18 protein-coding genes and 1 pseudogene are annotated in these 19,478 nt (G+C 70.0%); 7 read left to right on the forward strand and 12 right to left on the reverse strand.

Features of this window, described 5'->3' with window-relative positions; genetic code table 11:
* Positions 1-127: 127 nt before the first annotated feature.
* The 6 genes and pseudogenes from U3653_RS19710 to mftA form a co-directional block, all read right to left on the reverse strand.
* Positions 128-1,498, reverse strand: coding sequence for a GAF domain-containing protein (locus U3653_RS19710; protein ID WP_195078284.1), 1,371 nt, complete (start codon positions 1,496-1,498; stop codon positions 128-130).
* A gap of 126 nt (positions 1,499-1,624) precedes the next feature.
* Positions 1,625-3,076 (reverse strand): mycofactocin dehydrogenase MftG, encoded by a 1,452-nt coding sequence (gene mftG, locus U3653_RS19715; protein ID WP_195078283.1) that lies wholly within the window; start codon positions 3,074-3,076, stop codon positions 1,625-1,627.
* A 100-nt stretch (positions 3,077-3,176) separates the two neighbouring features.
* A complete protein-coding gene (gene mftF / locus U3653_RS19720; RefSeq protein ID WP_195078282.1) occupies positions 3,177-4,577 on the reverse strand; it encodes a mycofactocin biosynthesis glycosyltransferase MftF in 1,401 nt (466 codons plus the stop codon).
* 231 nt (positions 4,578-4,808) lie between these two features.
* Positions 4,809-6,119, reverse strand: coding sequence for a mycofactocin radical SAM maturase (gene mftC, locus U3653_RS19725; protein WP_435406577.1), 1,311 nt, complete (start codon positions 6,117-6,119; stop codon positions 4,809-4,811).
* Positions 6,120-6,170: 51 nt separating this feature from the next.
* Positions 6,171-6,365, reverse strand: a pseudogene (gene mftB / locus U3653_RS33330) (mycofactocin biosynthesis chaperone MftB); the annotation flags it as partial.
* A gap of 16 nt (positions 6,366-6,381) precedes the next feature.
* Positions 6,382-6,477: a mycofactocin precursor MftA gene (mftA, locus tag U3653_RS19730; protein ID WP_157111451.1), complete on the reverse strand. Its 96-nt coding sequence runs from the start codon at positions 6,475-6,477 to the stop codon at positions 6,382-6,384.
* 400 nt (positions 6,478-6,877) lie between these two features.
* On the opposite strand from mftA, the gene mftR2 reads away from it, so the two are divergent.
* Positions 6,878-7,516 carry a mycofactocin system transcriptional regulator MftR2 gene (gene mftR2, locus U3653_RS19735; protein ID WP_195078280.1) on the forward strand — a complete coding sequence of 213 codons (639 nt, stop codon included), beginning with the start codon at positions 6,878-6,880 and terminating at the stop codon, positions 7,514-7,516.
* 61 nt (positions 7,517-7,577) lie between these two features.
* Positions 7,578-8,633 carry a 2Fe-2S iron-sulfur cluster-binding protein gene (locus U3653_RS19740; protein ID WP_195078279.1) on the forward strand — a complete coding sequence of 352 codons (1,056 nt, stop codon included), beginning with the start codon at positions 7,578-7,580 and terminating at the stop codon, positions 8,631-8,633.
* A 71-nt stretch (positions 8,634-8,704) separates the two neighbouring features.
* Here the strand turns inward: U3653_RS19740 and U3653_RS19745 are convergent, their stop codons facing one another.
* The 4 genes from U3653_RS19745 to U3653_RS19760 all read right to left on the reverse strand — a co-directional run bounded on the left by U3653_RS19745 (position 8,705) and on the right by U3653_RS19760 (position 12,995).
* The gene (locus tag U3653_RS19745; RefSeq protein ID WP_195078278.1) at positions 8,705-9,442 is read right to left on the reverse strand and encodes a DNA alkylation repair protein; all 738 of its coding nucleotides are present in this window, start codon (positions 9,440-9,442) and stop codon (positions 8,705-8,707) included.
* Between the two features lie 107 nt (positions 9,443-9,549).
* On the reverse strand, positions 9,550-10,311 hold the full coding sequence (locus U3653_RS19750; RefSeq protein ID WP_195078277.1) for a glutamate racemase: 762 nt from the start codon (positions 10,309-10,311) through the stop codon (positions 9,550-9,552).
* 303 nt (positions 10,312-10,614) lie between these two features.
* Positions 10,615-12,168, reverse strand: coding sequence for an FAD-dependent monooxygenase (locus U3653_RS19755; protein WP_195078276.1), 1,554 nt, complete (start codon positions 12,166-12,168; stop codon positions 10,615-10,617).
* Positions 12,169-12,419: 251 nt separating this feature from the next.
* Positions 12,420-12,995 (reverse strand): dihydrofolate reductase family protein, encoded by a 576-nt coding sequence (locus U3653_RS19760; RefSeq protein WP_195078275.1) that lies wholly within the window; start codon positions 12,993-12,995, stop codon positions 12,420-12,422.
* 71 nt (positions 12,996-13,066) lie between these two features.
* Here U3653_RS19760 and U3653_RS19765 point away from each other — a divergent pair, with 71 nt between their 5' ends.
* Positions 13,067-13,645, forward strand: coding sequence for a TetR/AcrR family transcriptional regulator (locus U3653_RS19765; RefSeq protein WP_357104056.1), 579 nt, complete (start codon positions 13,067-13,069; stop codon positions 13,643-13,645).
* An 86-nt stretch (positions 13,646-13,731) separates the two neighbouring features.
* On the opposite strand, the gene U3653_RS19770 is transcribed toward U3653_RS19765, so the two are convergent.
* On the reverse strand, positions 13,732-14,928 hold the full coding sequence (locus tag U3653_RS19770) for an NAD(P)/FAD-dependent oxidoreductase (protein ID WP_195078274.1): 1,197 nt from the start codon (positions 14,926-14,928) through the stop codon (positions 13,732-13,734).
* A 216-nt stretch (positions 14,929-15,144) separates the two neighbouring features.
* Between U3653_RS19770 and U3653_RS19775 the strand changes: the two genes are divergently transcribed.
* From U3653_RS19775 to U3653_RS19785, 3 genes are all read left to right on the forward strand, one after another.
* A complete protein-coding gene (locus U3653_RS19775; RefSeq protein ID WP_195044329.1) occupies positions 15,145-15,501 on the forward strand; it encodes an SPW repeat domain-containing protein in 357 nt (118 codons plus the stop codon).
* Positions 15,501-16,130 carry a TetR/AcrR family transcriptional regulator gene (locus tag U3653_RS19780; RefSeq protein WP_195078273.1) on the forward strand — a complete coding sequence of 210 codons (630 nt, stop codon included), beginning with the start codon at positions 15,501-15,503 and terminating at the stop codon, positions 16,128-16,130. The genes U3653_RS19775 and U3653_RS19780 overlap by 1 nt, the downstream gene beginning before the upstream one ends.
* Before the next feature lie 89 nt (positions 16,131-16,219).
* On the forward strand, positions 16,220-17,176 hold the full coding sequence (locus U3653_RS19785; RefSeq protein ID WP_195078272.1) for a type IV toxin-antitoxin system AbiEi family antitoxin domain-containing protein: 957 nt from the start codon (positions 16,220-16,222) through the stop codon (positions 17,174-17,176).
* A 77-nt stretch (positions 17,177-17,253) separates the two neighbouring features.
* Here the strand turns inward: U3653_RS19785 and U3653_RS19790 are convergent, their stop codons facing one another.
* A complete protein-coding gene (locus tag U3653_RS19790) occupies positions 17,254-18,075 on the reverse strand; it encodes an alpha/beta fold hydrolase (RefSeq protein WP_323124137.1) in 822 nt (273 codons plus the stop codon).
* Positions 18,076-18,208: 133 nt separating this feature from the next.
* Between U3653_RS19790 and U3653_RS19795 the strand changes: the two genes are divergently transcribed.
* Positions 18,209-19,477, forward strand: a complete 1,269-nt coding sequence (locus tag U3653_RS19795; RefSeq protein WP_195078271.1) for an epoxide hydrolase family protein — start codon at positions 18,209-18,211, stop codon at positions 19,475-19,477.
* The last annotated feature ends 1 nt before the right edge of the window (position 19,478 follow it).

Genomic DNA, 19,478 nt, shown 5'->3' on the forward strand with positions numbered 1-19,478 from the left:
ATAAAAAGGAACAATTTGCACTAAAAACTTCTGGACGGTCGTCCAGCGCGGCTACCAGGGCCGGAAGTCCAGGCAAAGCGCGATGCGCGATCGCGGACGACCGCGGCGACACCGATGGCTGTGCAGATTATGAGCCGAAACGTTGCATTCGCGTTGCATCGGCGCCGAGACGGCGGTCCAGCACCCGGATCTTGGCCTCGATCTGCGCGTACAGCGGCGAGTCGCGATCGACCGTGGCGCGGTAGGCGGCCCATGCCGCGGCGTCGTCGCGACCCTCAGGGCACGCGGTCCACCGGCGCAGCACCGCGGCGTCGCCCGAAGCCAGTACCGCGGTGCGCAATCTGACCCGCAATTCGTCGCGAATGTCGATGATGCCCGGCGCGGTCGAGCGCGGCAGCACCGGCCCGGCATGGAGACGTAATGCGGAATCGACATCACCGGAGTCGAGCGCGGCGCGCAACGCCTCCACATCGGTTGCGACCGGAACACGCAAACGGTAAGGGCGCGAATCGAACACGGCCGGTCCGACCACCGCACGCAACCGGGACACGGCCGCGCGGATGGTGCCGTTGTCCAGATCGGTGTCGTCGAGCAGCAGCGCGAGATGATCGGCGCCGAGCCCCTCCGGATGTTCGGCCAGCAGCAGCAGGATCTCGGCATGCCGCTGCGACAGGGGCACCCGGTCCTCCGCGACGCTCAGTTGCGGCTGCCCGAGACCGAGCACGTCGAGCGCGAGCCGGCCGGCCGGGTGCGGCTGCGCCGGGTCGCGCCTGCCGCCACCGTCCGCGCGACGCTCGCCGGAGCGCATCGCGGTGAGCAGCAGGTCCATCTCCGCGGCCGTCGCGGTGGCTTTGACCAAGGCGAGGATCTCCGGTTTCGCCACGCGGACACCGCCTGCGATCATCAGCACCCCCACCAGCCTGCCGTCCGGATCGTGCACCGGCGCCGCGGCTCCGGTGATCTGATGCATCCGGTGCAGGAAGTGCTCCGGGCCGTGGATCCACGCGGCGCGCCCGGTGCGCACCACCAGGCCGACCGCGTTCGTCCCGATGCGGCGTTCGCTCAGGTCGTCACCGGCGCGCAGGCCGATCTCCGCGGCGGCCGCGACCTGCTCGGCGCCGCCGTGCACGGACAGCACCCGGCCGAACTGATCGGCCACCACGACGATCAGACCCGTTCTGGCCGTGTCTTGTACGAGCAGTTTGTCGATCAGCGGCATGAGCGCGGCCATCGGATGCGCCTGGAAATAGCGCTGCAGGTCGGCGCCGCGCAGACCGCGGCCGTCGACCGCGTCCATCGGGTCGATTCCACCGCGCAGGCTGCGCAGCCAGGACTCCAGCACGGCGGGACGCAGCAGACCGGCGAGGCGGGCAAGTTGATCGCCACCCGCGCCGAGATATCCGTGCGCCTTCGCGGCGTAGACTTCGAGCGCACCGAGTTGGGCGCCCGGCTCGACGCCCGGCCGTGGGGGTCGCCCACCTGCGATGTTGCTGACCATTTGCCTTTCTTTCCCGCCCCAAACTGTACCGGCGCATTCGAAGCGGCAACGACCGATGTTGGGCTTTGTCCGCCAGGTCACACCCGGTGCGCATCCCCGAACATTGTGACCGAACCGTCTTTCACTTCATGCCGACAGGTGTGCGGCCGCTTTTTCCGCGATCATCATGGTCGTAGCCTGCGGACCACGACCGAGTGGCACCGGGACCACGGACAGATCCACCACGGACAACCCGGTAACTCCGTGCACCCGGCACCGCTCGTCCACCACGGCCGCCGCATCGTTTTCCCGGCCCATTCGACAGGTGCCGGACAAATGTTGCGAGGTGGCGAGATTCGCGCGTAACCAGCCGTCCAGATCCGCCGGTCGCGGAATCGGATCGACCGGCCGCGCGTTCATTCGTCGCAGCAGCCCGCCGGCGGTCGCCACCGCGTCGCGTAATCGGGCGCGGTCCGCTTCGGCGCTCAAGTAGCGATAGTCGATCAGCGGGGCGGCGGCGGGGTCGGCCGACCGCAAGCGCAGCACCCCGGAGGATCGCGGACGCATCAGGGTGACGCCGAGCCGGTGCACCCCGGGCGTGAACGACACGGCGTACGGCCGGATTTCGACATCGTCGACTTCGAGCACCGTCTCCAGCGGGACGGTCGGCGGTTGGGCCACGTTCAGCAGGTAGGAGATGCCCACTTCCGGATGGTCGCTGAGCCAGGCGCCGACCGGAGCGGCGTGCACGACCGGGATGCCGAGGGAGCGCGACTGTTCCGGGTCGCCGATGCCGGAGCGCAGCAGCAGCGTGGCCGACTCGATCGCGCCCGCGCACAGCACGATGCGGTCGGCCCACTCGACGCCGCTCTCGCCGTCGCGGACGTACTCCACGCCGACCGCCCTGGTTCCGTCGAAGCGGACGCGCGTGACCAGCGTTCCCCCGGCGACGCTCAGGTTCGGGCGGGCCAGCGCGGGCAGCAGATAGCCGATCGAAGGACCGATCCGCCTCCCCTCATCGCAATTGCACGGCACCGCGCCTACTCCCTCACCGCTGCCGGGCGCATTGAGGTCGGGTATCTCGGCGAATCCGGCCGCGCGGCAGGCCTGCTCGAACGCCGCGCTCACCGGCGCTGGAGCCGAGCCGCGCACCACGGGGATCGGGCCGCGATCGCCGTGCCAGGGCTGCGCGCCGAAGTCGAGGTCGCGTTCGATCCGGCAATAGAACGGAAGCACGGCGTCGAACGACCAGGCGTCCGAGCCGCCGAGCGCCCGGCTCCATGCTTCGAAATCCGCCACCGTGGCGCGGACGAAGTACCCGCCGTTGACCGCCCCCGAGCCGCCGATCACCTTGCCGCGCACGATGGTTGCCGGCACCGGCGGGTCGTCGGCGAGGACCACCTCGTACCGCCACAGCCATTCCGCCTCCGGACCGATCGGCAGCGCCGCGGCGGCGAGCAGTTCGGCGGGCATCGCGTCGCGGCTGGTCCACAATCGCCCCGCCTCGAGCAGCCGCACCGTGTGCGCCGGATCGGCGCTCAACCGCTCCGCCAGGACACACCCGGCGGTACCGCCCCCGACGATGAGCGTGTCGGCCATTCGGACTCCCGTCTCAGTATCTCGTCGCGGTCCGCGTCGCCGGGAAGCGGCGCGGCGAGGGTGCGGGCAAGATCCAGGTCATCGCGGGCGATCGGGTCGATCAGTGGGATGGTGTGGTCGGTTTCAGCGCTTCCACGCTGCGCGCGCGGAACGCACCCAGCCACAGGCCGGTGCCGTAGGCGATGTCATCGAGGCGCTTGTAGACCGCGTAGCGCACCGGGTCCAGCCCGCCCGAGTCGCGGTGGGTGAACCAGTCGGCCAGGCCGTCGGCGACGGCCATGGTGATGGCGATGCGCCGCACGCGCCCGGAGAAGACCATCGCCAGCAGCGTGATCGGCCAGTAGTGCCTGCACATCGCCGAGGCCAGCCGCCACAGTCCGGCGAAGAAGCCCCGCGCCAGGTAGATCGCGGCGATCCGGGTCGGGTTGTCCAACCCGGCGAAGACGCGGCGCAACCGGGCCAGCGCGGTGATCAGCGTGACGATGCCGCCGACCAGGCCCCACTTGGTGAGCGTGGCGAACAGGAACGCGGCCAGCACCGTCCAGGACGGCACCGACAGCGGCGAGACCGTTCCCGCGTGCCGCTCGCCCAGCGGCGCCGCGCCGGTGCCGTAGAACAGCTTGCGGCCGAACCACGCGCGGAAGGACACCCGGTGGTCGTGGGCCACGTGCGCCGCGGGCTCGTAGCGCAGCCGCCAGCCCGCGCGCTCCAGCCGCCAGCACAGGTCGACGTCCTCGGCGACGTGCATCGACTCGTCGAAGCCGCCCTGCTCCAGCAGCGCCCTGCGCCGGGCCAGCAGCGCCGCGCTCGGCACGTAGGACACCAGCCCGCGCGAGTGCACCGCCGCCTCCCGCCTGCCCAGGTCCAGCGAGGAGCGGGTGTGCTCGTAACGCGCCAGCGCGTTGGACTCCGGGTCCAGCGCGACGATCCGCGGGGCGACCAGCGCCACCCCCGGGTCGCTGAAGTGGCCGAGCATCACTTCCAGCCACCCACTGCGCGGCACCACGTCGGAATCGAGGAACGCGACGAAGTCGGTGGTCGCCGCCCGTAAGCCGGCATTGCGCGCGGCCGCGGGGCCCTGTTTGCGGTCGTGCCGCAGCACGGTCACCCGGCAGCGGGTGCCGCGGTTACGCGGTATCCGGACCGGCTGGTCGGACCCGTCGTCGACCACGATGACGTTGTGCCCGCGCAACGCCGACAGCAGCCGTGCCAGCCCTTCGGCGTTGTTGTGCAGCGGCACGATGACGGTGACGTCCTCCGGCGAAGGCAGCAGCCGGGGGCGGGGGTTGGCCACTCCGGAGTCGAGCAGCCGTCTGGCTACGACGGCGGACTTGGGACCGGTCACCTCGAGGTACCCGTCGCCGATCATCTCGGCGGCCTCCGGGGCAAGTCGCAGCAACCTGGCCGGCGAACCGCCGATCAGAACCCGCCCGCCGGAGTATGCGCGTACCCGAGGATCGATCCGCACCCCGAATCCGTCGGGCAGGCGATCATGGCGCATTCCTGGCATGCTAGGCGGACTTTCGCGAGCAGACATCAACAGTCCGGAAAAAACGGCGGAATTTCGGGCGAAACCGGCCCGCCACCGGAACGGCCGCGCGCCGCACCCGATGCCGAGGGTTCGCCCGCGCCCACTTCCCAGCATCCGGCAACGTGACGGCTATCGCCCGGCCCACAACCGGACGATAGCCAATCCCCGTACTGGAGCATACTTTCAGCAAATTTCACGGCCTCAGGCCAGCGGGCTCTCGTCGCAGGCCCGGGCGGGGCGGCGTTCCGGCGTGAATCCGGCCGGGCGCGTCGCACTGAGCGTCAACGGGACCGGCCCGCTCCTGCGCCCACCCGCGCGCGGCGTGACCCGGCGGGAATGGTCGACCGACGAACGCGGGATCATCCGCGCCGTGTCGGCCAACGCCGCCTCGCCGTAGCCCTGGACGCACTCCGGATCCGGCCCGTCGGCGGGCAGCCCGGTGAAGAACTTCGCCGCCATGCAACCGCCCCGGCAGGCGTCGTAATGACTGCACGACGCGCACGCGCCGCCGCCGCTGGGCTCGCGCAGTTCCCCGAACAGTTCCGAGGATCGCCACACGGCCTCGAAACCGCCGTCGCTCACCACGTTTCCGGCGCGGAACCGGTCGTGAATGGCGAACGGGCACGCATAGACGTCACCCACCGGGTCGACCAGGCAGACCACCCGGCCCGCGCCGCACATGTTCAGGCCGGGCAGCGCCTGACCGAACGCCGACAGGTGGAAGAACGAGTCGCCGGTGAGCACGCCATCGCCATTGCGCAGCAACCAGTCGTAGAGGACGCGCTGCTGGTCGGGCGTCGGGTGCAGCTCGTCCCACACGTCCGCGCCCCGGCCCGACGGCCGCAACCTGGTCAGACGCAAGGTGGCGCCGTACCTTTCGGCGATGGCGCGGAACTGGTCGAGCTGAGCGATGTTGTGCCTGGTCGCCACCACCGACAGCTTCGCGTCCCTGAACCCCGCCGCGGCGAGGTTCTCCAGCGCGCGAATGGCCATGGCGTAGGAGCCGGGGCCGCGCACGGCGTCGTTGACCTCGGCGTCGGCGCCGTCCAGCGACACCTGCACGTCGACGTAGTCGCTGGCCGCGAGCCGGGCCGCGACCTCGGGAGTGATCCTGACCCCGTTGGTGGAGAACTTCACGCCCACGTGATGCGCGGTCGCGTAGTCGACCAGTTCCCAGAAGTCCGGGCGCACCGTGGGCTCGCCGCCGCCGATGTTCACGTAGAACACCTGCATGCGCTCGAACTCATCGATCAGCGCCTTGCACTGCTCGGTACTCAGCTCGCGCGGGTCACGGCGCCCCGAGGACGACAGGCAGTGCACGCAGGACAGGTTGCAGGCGTAGGTGAGTTCCCAGGTCAGGCAGATCGGCGCGGCGAGACCGGACTCGAAGCGGTCCACCAGGCGGACCGCCGCGTCCGACGGCGGGACCACCCCCGCCGTCGACGGCGGCGCCGTGGCCGCGCTCGCGACGGAGGATGCCGTCGGTGCGCCGGCCGGCGCACCGACGATCATGTCGGATTCGGCGAGCTGTGTCAGCGCTTTGGCGTAAGCCGCCGCGCTCGCGTCCGCCACGCCCGCCGCGCGCAGGGCCGCGCGGGCCGACGCGTGCTCCGGCAGCGACCGGACGATCTCGACGATCCGCGGACTCTTCAGGAAGGAGAGCTTGCGCGTGCCGAAGTGGTAGAGCAGCGCGCCGAACGGCTCCGGACGCAGTGCCACTCTCGGATGCAGCTGCCAGCGGGTATCGAGATCGAGCATCGTCGTCGACCGCCCGTCAGTAGACGCCGCACATGCCGTCGATGGACACCTCTTCGATGAGGCTCTCCTCGACCAGCGGGGCCTCTTCGGCCGATCGCGCGGCGGCCTCCATCGGTCCGGTGTTGTCGGTGTCTGCGTGTCCGGTGGACCCGTATTCCGGCATGGCTACCTCCGCGAGGACGATCCGTGTGCGAACTGCACGGCGCAGTCCGTGCTCACACAATAACGTCATGAACTGACAAAAGAACAGGTTTCAGTCATAGTTCCGGCGAGCGGGGAGGCACCGGCCGCCGCGCGCCGGGCGAGAGGCCGCCGCGTCCGGGAGCCGAGCGGAACAGGCGGCGACGAGGCCGGCGCACGGCGCTCTAGACTGCGGGTGGCAAGCAGCTGAACAGAACGTGACGGGCGGCACGCCCGCAGCGGTAGAGGTGGCATGGGAGTCGGACGAATGCAGGCGAACGGGGGCGGCGGCACACGGTCGTGCGCGCGACGGGCTCGGAGGCGGAAGCGCCTTGCGTAACCACGGAGGGCCCGCGAGCACCACGAACGGCACACTGTCGGAGTCCGAGATCGTCGAGGCCGCGCTGCGGGTGGTACGCGAGGACGGCGTGGAGAAACTATCGATGCGGCGACTGTCGCGCGAACTCGGCGTCTCCCCCATGGCGCCCTACTACTACGTCGCCGACAAGCGCGAGCTGCTCGACCTGGTCGCCAGCGCGGCACTCACCGGAGTGCGCACGCCACCAGCGGAATCCGGCTCCTGGCAGCACCGGTTGCGCGATCTGGTCGACCAGATCGACGAGAAGCTGCGCAAGTATCCCGGCCTCGGTGACATCCTGATCGAGCAGATGCTGGGCAAACAGCTGGACCTGATCGCCGCGATCATGGACATCCTCGACGAAGCGGGGTTCGGCGATCGCAACATCCTCGCCGCCTACGCCACCATCCACACCTACCTGTTCGGCCGCAGCCGGGTGAACCCCCGCGACCGCTCCGCACCGGCCGACGTCACGCTGCCACCGGTGGTCGAGCGGGCCACCCGGTACATCGGCGACCTGCGCGGACGCTACTCCTACGACTTCGGCATGGAGGTGCTGATCGCCGGTCTGGAGGCCCAGCTTGTCCGCCAGGCGGCCACCGACGTACGATGAAACTGAAACACGTTCTAGTTTTGGCGTCGCGGGATGCCCGTGCCAGGTTCGAGAGGACGACATGACCACTGTCGAGGTTCCCCACGGCTCGCGCTCGGTCGTGCTGCGGGTGTCCGCGGTCATCGCCGAGACGGCCGACACCCGCTCACTGGTCTTCGACGTTCCCGACGAGCTGGCCGAGAAGTTCCGCTACCAGCCGGGACAGTTCCTGACCCTGCGCATTCCCAGCGACCGGACCGGCTCGGTGGCGCGCTGCTACTCCCTGGCCAGCTCGCCCTACACCGACGACCGCCCGAAGGTGACCGTCAAGCGGACCGACGGCGGCTACGGGTCCAACTGGGTGTGCGACAACGTGAAAGAGGGCGACCGGATCGAGGTGCTGCCGCCCTCGGGCGTCTTCACCCCGGCCGACCTCGACGACGACCTGCTGTTGTTCGGCGCGGGCAGCGGCATCACGCCGGTCATGTCCATCCTCAAGTCGGCGCTGGCCCGCGGCACCGGCCGCATCGTGCTGGTCTACGCCAACCGCGACCACGAGTCCGTGATCTTCGCAGGCGAGCTGCGCGATCTGGCGGAAAAGCACCCGCAGCGGCTCACCGTGATCCACTGGCTCGAGTACCTGCAGGGCCTGCCGACGGCCGACGCGCTGGCCACCCTGGTCGCCCCGTACCGCGGCTACGACGCGTTCATGTGCGGGCCGAAGCCGTTCATGGACCGGGTGCACGACGCGCTCGCGCAACTGGGCGTGCCGCGCAGCCGCACGCACGCCGAGGTGTTCAACTCGCTGGCCGGCGACCCGTTCGCCGACCAGGCGCCGGTCGAGATCTCCGCGGAGGAGGCGGCCGACGCGGCGACCGTCGAGGTCGAACTCGACGGCGAAGTGCACGAATTGACCTGGCCCCGCAAGCAGACACTGGTGGACATCATGCTGGCCAAGGGACTGGACGTGCCCTATTCCTGCCAGGAAGGCGAATGCGGTTCGTGCGCGTGCACGGTACTCGAGGGCAAGGTCGAAATGGACAACGCCGAAATCCTCGACCCGGAGGATATCGAGAACGGCTATATCCTCGGCTGCCAGGCGCATCCGGTGACCGACCACCTGAAGATCCAGTTCTGAGCGCGCCGGTAGTTCGAACGCACTATCGCGTTCTGCCGCGATAGCGGGATTTGCCGATCCATTGCGGCGGCCTATCGCGCGCGGTATTCCGCGCGGAGTTCCTGCGGCAGATGCTCGGTCGCATAGCTCAACGCGGTGCGTCCCATGGCGGCGGCGTGCCGGTCGAGGAATCCGGTCAGCAGGTCGCGGTCGACGCGCTTGCCGACTTCGCGCAGCATCCAGCCCAGCGCCTTCTGGATCAGATCGTGCCGGTCGCCGAGCAGCAGTTCGCCCAGCGCGAAGGTGGTCGAGGCGTCACCGGCCTTGATGAAGGCGAAGGTGGACAGCAGTGCCACCCTCCGCTCCCACAGCGACTGTGATTCCGCCAGCTCGAACAGCAGATCACGCGGTTTGTCCAGCAGCCACGGGCCGACGATGTGCTCCGCCGACACGTCCACGAGATCCCAGTTGTTCACCCGGCCCCGGCGCACGGCCGCCAGATACAGCCGCACCATGGCGGCGCGCGCGGCGTCGTCGAAGGAGCGCGGCCTGGACGCCGCGGCGAATCGCGCGTTCAAGATGACCAGCGCGGCGAACCGATCCTCGTGCACGTCGCTGTCGAGCAGCCGATCGATCTCCTCGAGCGGAAGCGCAGCGAAACGCTTGGCGACCCGGCGGCTCGCCGGAACCCGGACCCCGAGGAACACCTCGCCCTCGCCGTACTCACCTGGCCCGGTCTTGAAGAATCGCCGCAGGTTCGCCGCGTCGGCCGGGTCGGCCAGTTCCCGCAGCGCCGCGCGCACGTCGGCCGCGGTCACCGAGTCGGTCATCGAGCCATGCTCCTGTTCCCTCCCTCCGCGCCGCGCCTTCGGCGAAGTCCGCACCGCACGCGGTGGCGCCGGTCGTCAGCACGGCGGACGCGGTGCCGAACAGTGGTTCACCCTTGCGCACCCAGCACGCGGCCGGACTCGAAAGCGGCCGCGCTGGCGGGCAGCGCACCGGGGCGTCCGCTGTTCAGCACCCGGATCTCGCCGTTGCCGGTGCTCGGGCGGCCCAGCGCATCGATGCGCCGGATGGTCTGCGCCGCAACGGCTTGGGCGCTGTCGAACAGCCGGACGCCGGTGGGCAGCGCGGCCACGATCGAGTCGGTCACCAGGGGATAGTGCGTGCAGCCGAGCACCACCCCTTCCACGCCGGGCGGAGTGCGCTGCGCCGCGCCCGCGATCGCCTCGTCGGCGGCGGCCAGATCGCCCCGGTCGATCGCATCGGCCAACCCGTGACACGCCACCCCCACCACGTCGGCGTCACCGCCGAATTTCGCGATCAGATCGGCTTGGTACCGGCTCGCCGTGGTGGCCGCGGTGGCCCACACCGCCACCGACCGGCACACGGCCGCCGCGGGCTTGATCGCGGGCACGGTGCCGATCACCGGCACGTCCGGTCCGACGTCCGCCCGCACATGCTCCAGCGCCGTCACGCTGGCGGTGTTGCACGGAAGGACGATCACCTCCGCGCCCGACCGGAGGGACGTCCGCGCGGCGTTCACCACCCGCTCGACCACCCATTCCTCCGGCTTCGGCCCCCATGGTGCGCCATCCGGGTCCAACTGCAGCAGCAGATCCACATCGGGCCGCAACTTGCGCAACCAAGCGGCAGTGGGCAGCAACCCCAGACCCGAGTCGATGAGCGCGACTATCACCGCACCACCGTATTACAGCCCTGCGACAGCCCCGCATGCCGAGCACGGCCCCGGCGACAGCCGCCTCGGCGCGGGGAAACCGGCCGAACCGCCGCACTCGTTCGATGAGGGAGTACGACAGCAGGGCCGCCGACTGACGCCGAACGGGGGGCGGCAGGAGCGTCAGCCGCCGGTCAGGATCGCCGCTGCCGCGGGTGTGCGGAACCAGGCCGCCTCTGGCGCGAGAAACCGGCCGAATCGCCGTACCCGCTCGGTAACGGAGTACGACAGCAGGGCCGCCGACTGACGCCGAACAGGAGGGCGTCAGCCGTCAGCCGGGATCGCGCCTGACGCAGGTGCGCCGAACCAGAACGACAGCGCCGCGCGCAGACCGCGCTCGGCGGTGTCGGCGGGCTCGTCGACGCTCGCGGCCCAGGCGATGTGGCCGTCCGGGCGGATCAGCAGGGCGTCGGCCGTGCGGTTCTCCACTTTCGCGGTGCGGATGTCCACGCGGTGCCGCCGGTCCCGGGCGGCATCGCGCAGGTCCGCGCGGTCGGCGAGATCGAGCAGGACGGGCCGTGCGGCATGCAGGAGTTCGGCGACACTGGTCGTGCCGTCGTCGGTGCGCAGGGTGAGGTCGGGCGCGAAGGCGCCGGTCAAGGGATGGTTGTCGGAGTTGGGCAGCGGGTAGCGGATATCGGCGCCCGCGATGAGGGCTCCCATCCGCCGCAGCGGCTGTTCGTCGGTGAGCAGTTCCTGGAAGACCTCCCGCAGCGCTTCGGCGGCCGGGTCGTGCCCACGCCGCAGCGCGACCTGCGCCTGGGTGTGCAGCATGGTGCGCGCTCCGGCGAAACGACGTTCCTCGTCATAGGTGTCCAGCAGGCCGCCGGGCGCCCAACCCTGGACCTCGGCGGCCAGCTTCCAGGCCAGGTTGACCGCGTCGAGCATTCCGGCGTTGAGTGCCACACCCGTGGCGGGGAACAGATGGGCCGCGTCACCGGCGAGCAGGATCCGGCCGGCGCGATAGCGGTCGGCCTGGCGGGCCTTGAAGGTGAAGCGCGACAGCCGGAGCGTGTCGGCCACCGGCAGATCCGCGCCGAGCACGCGACGGATGCTGTCCCGCAGCTCGGCCACGGTCATCGGCACGTCGTCGTCGTATTCGACGGCCTCGTCCTCGATCGTGTAGACCGACAGCACCTCCGACGCGGGCGATGCACCCATCCCGAACAGACCGCGGTCCGTCCGCGTGAAGCCCGCGCGGATGGCGCCGAATCCGGGAACCTCGAGGCCGCCGTCGTCGAGCCGCGTCACCAGATCCGGCACGGTGATCTGGGCCAGTCGGTTCACTTCCGGATAGACGGTGCCGGGAAACGGAATCCCGGCCAGGTCGCGAACCCGGCTGCGCGCGCCGTCGCAGCCGACCAGATAGCGGGCGGTGACCCGGTACGGCCCGTCCGGACCGCCGACCTCCGCGGTGACCGCGTCGGCGTCCTGCCGCAGGTCCAGCACCTGATGTCCGCGCCGGATGTCGACGCCGAGCTCGCGTGCGCGTTCGCCGAGCAGTCGCTCCAGCCGCTGTTGCGGCAGCGGCAAGGCGTGCAGCGGGGAGGCGGGAAGCTGGGTGAGGTCCACGTGCACACCGCCGAAGGGGAACCGCGGAGCGGGGATCGGATCGGTGCAGGCCGCCTCGAACCGATCCAGCAAGCCCCGGTAGCGCAACAGCTCCAGGATCTGCCCGCCGAGACCACCGGCCTTCGGGGTGTCGCGCGGCCGCGACTGCCGCTCCAGCACCAGCGGCCGCACTCCGGCCAGGCGCAGCTCGGCGGCCAGCATCAGGCCGGTCGGGCCTGCGCCCACAATGATCACGTCGGTATGCATGTCAACTCCCATTCCGGCCGAGCCGCGGCCAACGATCCTTCGGGCACCCAGGTCGTCACTCGGACTACCGCGCCCCGTACCTGCCGTGCCGGGGCCACCCGCTCTTGGCGTTGGTCACCGCTCGCGGATGCGCCGGGCGAGGCGCGAAGCGCTGCTGGTTGTTCTGGGCCGGGAAGGTGCTGCGTTGCTTTCGCATATGGGTGCCGCCTTTCGAAAAGCTGGTGAAGCAGATGCCGGACGATCCGGCGGGATCAGGCGCGGTCGAACCAGGTGACCTGCGCGCCGTTGCTGAACTCTCGGCGCTGGGTGACCGTGAATTGCGTCGGCTGGAAATCGCCGGTGAACGCCCGGACGCCGGCACCAGCGATCACCGGGTAGCTCTTGATGATCAGCCCATCGACCTCGCCGAGGAGCTGACCGGCCAGCTTGCCGCCGCCGCAGAGCCAGATGTCCAGGCCCGGTTCCTTCTTCAGTTGCCGGACCAGTTCGACCGGATCGGTGTCGACGATCTCCACCTGCGGGTTGTCCACCGGTGCGAGGGTGCTGGAGAAGACGTACTGCTTCAGATGGTTGTACGGGCTGGTGGCGCCGATCGCGAGGCCCGGTTCGTAGGTCCCGCGGCCCATGACCAGGGTGTCGAAGACCTTGTTCGGCGTGTCGATGGGCAAGCCGACGGATTCGCGGAGGGGCGTCGGCACCGTCTCCGGATACCGCTCGTTGATCCACGCCATCATGTCGTCGCACACCGGATAGAAGTCGAATTCGCCCTGCGGCCCCGCGATGTAGCCGTCGAGGGAGACGCCAACGTAGTAGACAAGCTTTCGCAACTTAACCGCCTAGCGTGTAGTACTCTGAACGAAGTGATTTGACCGTAGTACTACACATGGAGTGGTGTCAAGTGGTGCGCACGAATCCGGAACGCAGACAAGCTCTGCTGGATGCATCGATCGAGGTCCTGGCCCGCGAAGGGGCACGAGGACTGACCTTCCGCGCGGTTGATCAGGAGGCGGGCGTGCCCGCCGGAACCGCGTCCAATTACTTCCCCAACCGGGACGCGCTGCTCGTCCAGGTCGGCAACCGCTACTACGAGCGGCTGATCCCCAGCGACGAAACCATGGCGAGATCACGCGGACCGCAGACACGCGAGAGCATGATCGAACTCATGACCGAGGTCGTCGACCGGGTCTTCCACTTCCGGACCGGCTATCTCGCGATCCTCGAACTGCGGCTGGAGGCCACCCGGCGCCCCGAATTGCAGGCACTGCTCACCGAGCGGGTGCGCGCGGATCTGGACTTCAATATCGCCAACTATCAGGGGTCGCAACTGCCCGGCGACGAGGACGCCGTGGTACTGCTCTATCTCGCCCTGAACTGGCTCATCCTGGAAAGACTCACTCTACCGGGAATTTTCGACGAGCAGCGGGCCGCCGAACTGGTGCGCACGATCGTGGAGCGCGCGATACCGGCTACCCCTTAGATCGCAGGCCATCGACCCCGGTCAACAGCTCGGCGCGGTTCGACGCTCGCCGCCTCCGCCCGTCCGGTGTCCCCACCGGCGCGGGCTCAGCTGGGTGCGAGCAACTCGGTGACCGGAGCCCCGGCCGCGATCTTGGCGCGGGCCTTCATCACCTGGGCCGTCATTCCCGCGCCGACGACGCCGGTGAGTTTGCCGCCCCGGGAGTAGTAGGCGAGGAATTTGCGGCCGTCGTCGGAGGCGATGCGCACCTCGTCGGACGGGCCTGGGGTGCCGAGCGCCTGGATCTTGACGTCGTACTGGTCGCTCCAGAAGTACGGGACGCGCGCCGCCGTCGGCGGTTGCGCGCCCAGTAGCGCGCACGCGACCAATTTGGCCTGTTCACCGGCGTTGGTCCAGTGTTCGACGCGCTTGCGCGATCCGGTCTCGTGCAACCAGGCCGCCACGTCGCCGACCGCCCACACGCCGGCGGCGGAGGTCCGGCCCACCTCGTCGGCGAGCACACCGCCACCGGCCGACGGGTCGGCCAAGTCGATCCCGGAATCGCTCAGCCATTCGGTCACCGGCCGCGAGCCGACTCCGATCACGACGAGGTCGGCGGCGACCTCGGTACCGTCGGACAGCCGCGCGCCGCGCACCCGCCCCGCGTCGTCGCCGAGCAGGGTGTCCACGCCGATGCCGCAGCGCAGATCCACCCCTTCCGCGCGGTGCATCCGCGCCACCAGTTCACCCACCGCTTCGCCGAGTACCGAGGCAAGCGGCGTCGCCTGCGGTTCGACCAGCACGACATCCACTCCCGCAGCCCGGAAACTCGCGGCGAGTTCACAACCGATGAAACCCGCGCCGACGACGAGCGCCGTCCTGGCGCCGCTCAGATCGGCGCGCAGAGCGACGGCGTCGGAATGACCGCGCAGCACGTGCACGCCGCGCAAGTCGGGCAGCCCGGGCAGGCGGCGCGGGCGCAGACCGGTGGCGATGATCAGCTGGTCGTAGTCGAGCGTCGTGCCGTCGGCGAGGCGAACGCGGCGCGTCCCGGTGTCGACCCCGACCGCTTCGGTGTTCAGGCGCAGATCGATCTGCTTCTCGGTGTAGAACTCGCTCGGGCGCAGGGTGGTGTCGTCGGTCTCGCCGCGCACGAACTGCTTCGACAGCGGCGGCCGGTCGTATGGCAACCGCGACTCGTCACCGACCAGCACGAGTTCACCGGCATAACCCGCACGGCGCAATTCCTCCGCGGTGCGCAGGCCGGCGAGGCCTGCTCCGACGATCACGATCGGCGCGGTCATGCGGCCATCCCTTCGCTGGAACCCGGCCGCCGATTCCGCGGAATCGGCGGGGCGACGAAGCTCACCCTAACTGGTGCTTGGTTCATTCCCCTGTGAGGACCATCACGTCGAACGACCGGCCAACTGTCGCGCAACCGTGTCCGTTTCGATGTTGATCGGGCGGTCAATCAGGACTAGACCGAGGTCAGGACATACGCACAGCCTGAGGAGGTACACATGTTCACCGAGAGCCGCGCGCAGGATCTCTTGGCCGTCGTGCTCGGAGCCTTCGCCGCACTGTCCCCGCTGTGGGTGGACCACAACGACAACGCCATGTGGTCGCTGATCGTGCTCGGCGTGCTCATCGCCTTGACCGGTCTGGCCCAGATGTCCCGCCCCGAGATGGCGGCGGCGGACTACGTGATGGGCCTGTGCGGCGTACTGCTGTTCCTCTCGCCGTGGGTCATGGACTTCACCGAGTACCGCAGCGCATCCTGGACCGCATGGGTGGTCGGAGTCGTGACGGCGGTGGTCGCGGTGGCGGCGCTGCCGACGGTGTCGGGGCGGCTGCACGACATGGCGCCCCATCACTGATGCAGCGGCCGGGCGCCCGGCGCGCCGAGCGGCGCCGCAGCGCGAAAGCCGACGGCGACGCCCGGCAGCTGATCCTCGACGCCGCGGAGGAACTCTTCGCGGCACAGGGATACGACGCCACCGCGACGGCGGCCATCGCCGCCGCGGCGGGCGTCCCCAAAGGACTCGTCTTCTATTACTTTCCGACCAAGGACTCGATCCTGTCGGCCTTGATGTCCGAGCGGGTGCCCGCGCAGCCGATCGATGACATCGGCACCGTGGTGGCCCCGGGCGATCCGGCGACGAGCCTGGTCAATCTCGACGCCGCGCTGAACCTGCGCGATCACCGCTCGTCGGTGCTGCGGGTGATCCTGTGGCGGGAGGCCGACACCCATCCCGACGTGCGGCGGCAACTGCGGCGCCTGCGCGACCAGATGCTGGAGGTGACCGCCAAGGTGCTGCAGGCCAGCGCCCCCGGCCCGGTCCGGCCGGGAACCCTGCGCGCGTGCGCCGCGGCCTGGGTCTCGGCGATGTTCGCGATCGCCAGCACCGATCGGCTGCACGCGCTCGACGGCGTGCCGCTGCCCACCGCCGACGAAGTGCTGAACGTGGCTCGCGTGGTCGCGGCGGGCATGACCCAGCTGGGCTGACCCTCCGGAGTTGTCCACAGCACGAGTGTTGTGCACATCCGCCGCCGCGCCGGGCGGCGCGGGGTCGCCGGTCGATCACGATTGCCGGTATGGAAGCACCGCAACTGATCTCGCGTCAGCAGGCGCTGGCATCCGGTCTGTCCGACAAGACGCTGCACCGGCTGTGCAGCACCGGGAAATGGCAGCGGCTGCGCGCCGGGCACTACCTGAACTCGCCGGGCTCCGGTCTCGGCGCCACCGGCAGGCATCTGCTGATGACACTGGCCACCGCGGAGTCGACGTCGGACTCCGCCGTCACCAGCCACTGTTCGGCGGCGGTGCTGCACGGGATGACGACCTGGGGCATTCCGCTCGACCGGGTCCATCTGACCAGGAGCCGGATCAACGGCGGCAGGCTGAGCCGCCGGGTGGTGGTCCATTCGGCGCGGATGGAACCCGACGAGATCACCCTGGTCGACGACATCCGCGTGACCACCCCGGCGCGGACGGTCCTGGACATCGCCCGCTCGGAGGGGCTCGACCAATCGGTCGTCCTAGGGGATTCCGCACTGCGCCAGGGCCTGACCACCACGGCGGAACTGCGCGAACACCTGCGCAGGGCCCGGCGCAGGCCCGGATGCCGCCGCGCCGCCCTCGCCCTGGACTTCCTGGACGGCCGCAGCGGGAGCGTCGGGGCGTCGTTGAGCCGGATCCTGCTGCACCGGGAGGGTCTTCCTGCTCCCGAGGTGCGAGCTCGCGTCTTCTCCGATGAGGAGGTCTGCGTCGGCCGCGTCGATTTCCTGTTTGCCGATCTCGGCGTGATCGGCGAGTTCGACGGAAGCGATCACCGCACGGCCGCACCGCGCGGCCCGCTGCCCGCCGCTCGTGCGGTCACCGCGGAGCGGGTCCGTACGGATCGGCTGCGCGCCCTCGGCTGGGCGGTCGTGCGCTGGAGCTGGAGCGATCTGTCCGCCCCCGCCCAGTTGACCGATCGTCTCCACGCGGCGATCCGCACGGCGGCCGGCACTCGTCGTCGCGGCTACTGGACTCCCACACCGAAACCATGACCCGGCCGGACGCGATCCACCTCCCGCGCGCCGGCGCCTGCTCGGGTCTCGGTGGCCGCAGGCGCACCGATGGCGCGTCAGGCGGGGCGGTCGAGGAACTCGGTGACGTCGATGGCGAAGCGCGGGTGCCGGAGCGCGCTCACGTGGCCTGCGCCCGGGTAGATGACGAGGTGGGAATCGGGGATGCCGTCGGCGGTGCGGCGGAAGGTGTCGAGGCTGTAGGCGGCGTCTCGTCCGCCGCCGATGACGAGAGTGGGCGCGTGGATCTCGCCGAGACGGTCGGTGAGATCGAACCCGTCCTCGGCGCGGAGAAACGCGTACGTGTCGGCGGGGTCGCGCGGGCGGCCCAACGGGTCGAGCAACCACATGAGCGCCGCCGCGAAACGAGCGGCGACGGGCGAGGAGACGCTGCTCGACGCGAGATGGTGCGCGGCCCGGCGGCCGTGCCGGACCGCTTCGGCGTAGCGCATCTGCCCTTCTTTGGCGACCGGATCCAAGCGGCAGCCCGACGACGCGACGACCAGGCGGCGAACGACATCGGGATGGTCGGCGGCGAGTTGCAGCGCCACCGAGCCGCCCGAGGAGATGCCGAGCACGTCCACCGGCTCGCCGAACTCGCGGCGCAGTGCGTCCGCGTGCTCGGCCGCGATCCGCGCCATCGTGGTGCCCTCGGCCATGCCGGGCGCGCGGCTGACCGCGTAGACGCGGAAGTTCCGCGCCAACGGCCGCAGCACTTTCACTTCGGAGGCGAGCATCCGACCACGCGGATTCGCGTGGTCGGGACTGAACCACCGCAGGAAGACCAGCGGCGGGCCCGCGCCGAGGGCGAAGTAGGGCATGCCGTGCTCGAGCACGCCCTCGGCGATCTCGGGCCGCCCGGCCCGCCCGCTCTTGCCCACAACGCCCCTCCACTCAGCCGTCCATCCGCCCACCCGACGCTAGCGGAGCGTGCCGCCGGCGGCGATGACCTCTGTCGTCATGCCGTGGAAGCGCTCGACGGCCCGCGCGTAGCGCGCGGAGCATACTGGCCCGGTGAGCCAGCAGACCTCTTCGCGCGCAGCCGGACCACGGCCGTTCCCGCTCGATCCCACGCCCATCCATGTGTCCGACGACGTGCTCGAGGACCTGCGCAGACGCCTGGAGTTGACGCGTTGGCCGGTCGACGCGGGCAACGAGGACTGGTCCTACGGTGTGTCGCGCGGCTATCTGCAGGAGCTGGTCGAGTACTGGCGCACCGGTTACGACTGGCGCGCGGCCGAAGCCGCGCTCAACGCCTACGAGCACTACTTCGTCGACATCGATGGTGTGCCGGTGCATTTCCTGCGGAAGCCGGGTGCAGGCCCCGACCCGACGCCGCTGATCCTCACCCACGGCTGGCCTTGGACCTTCTGGCACTGGGCCAAGGTGATCGATCCGCTGGCCGACCCGGCGGCGTTCGGCGGCGACCCGGCCGACGCCTTCGACGTCATCGTCCCGTCTTTCCCCGGATTCGGTTTCTCCGCGCCACTGCCGAACAACCCGGACATGAACTACTGGAAGGTCGCCGACCTCTGGCACGTCCTGATGACCGAGACGCTCGGCCATGCGAAGTACGCCGCGGCGGGCTGCGACGTGGGCGCGCTGGTCACCGGGCAGCTCGGGCACAAGTACGCCGAGGAGCTGTACGGCATCCACATCGGCTCCGGTCAGAAGCTCACCCTTTTCAACGGCGACCGCGCGTGGGACATCACCGGCGGCATGCCCATCCCGGAGGGCCTGCCCGCCGCCGTGCGCGACCGGATCCTGGAACTGGAACGGCGTTTCGCCGTGCATTTGACCGCGCACATGCTCGAACCGAGCACCCTCGCCTACGGGTTGTCCGACTCACCGGCCGGGCTGCTGGCCTGGCTGCTGCAGCGCTGGGTGAAATGGAGCGACAACGGCGGCGACATCGAGTCGGTCTTCGGCAAGGACGACCTGCTCACTCACGCGATGATCTTCTGGGTCACCAATTCCATCGGCACGTCCATCCGCACCTACGCCAACAACAATCGCTATCCCTGGACGCCGTCGCACGACCGGCAGCCGCCCGTCGAGGCGCCGACCGGCATCACGTTCGTCGCCTACGAGAACCCGCCCGGCGTCGACACCGACCGCCGTGTACAGGCGTTCGTCGACAGCGACCGCGGCGCTTGGTACAACCACGTCAACCTCACCGTCCACGAACGCGGCGGTCACTTCATCCCGTGGGAGATCCCCGCCGCGTGGGTCGACGATCTGCGCCGCACCTTCCGCGGACGCACCCCGGCGACCGCCGGGTGAA

Origin of the sequence: Nocardia implantans, from assembly GCF_035544775.1 — a bacterium.
GTDB lineage: Bacteria > Actinomycetota > Actinomycetes > Mycobacteriales > Mycobacteriaceae > Nocardia > Nocardia implantans.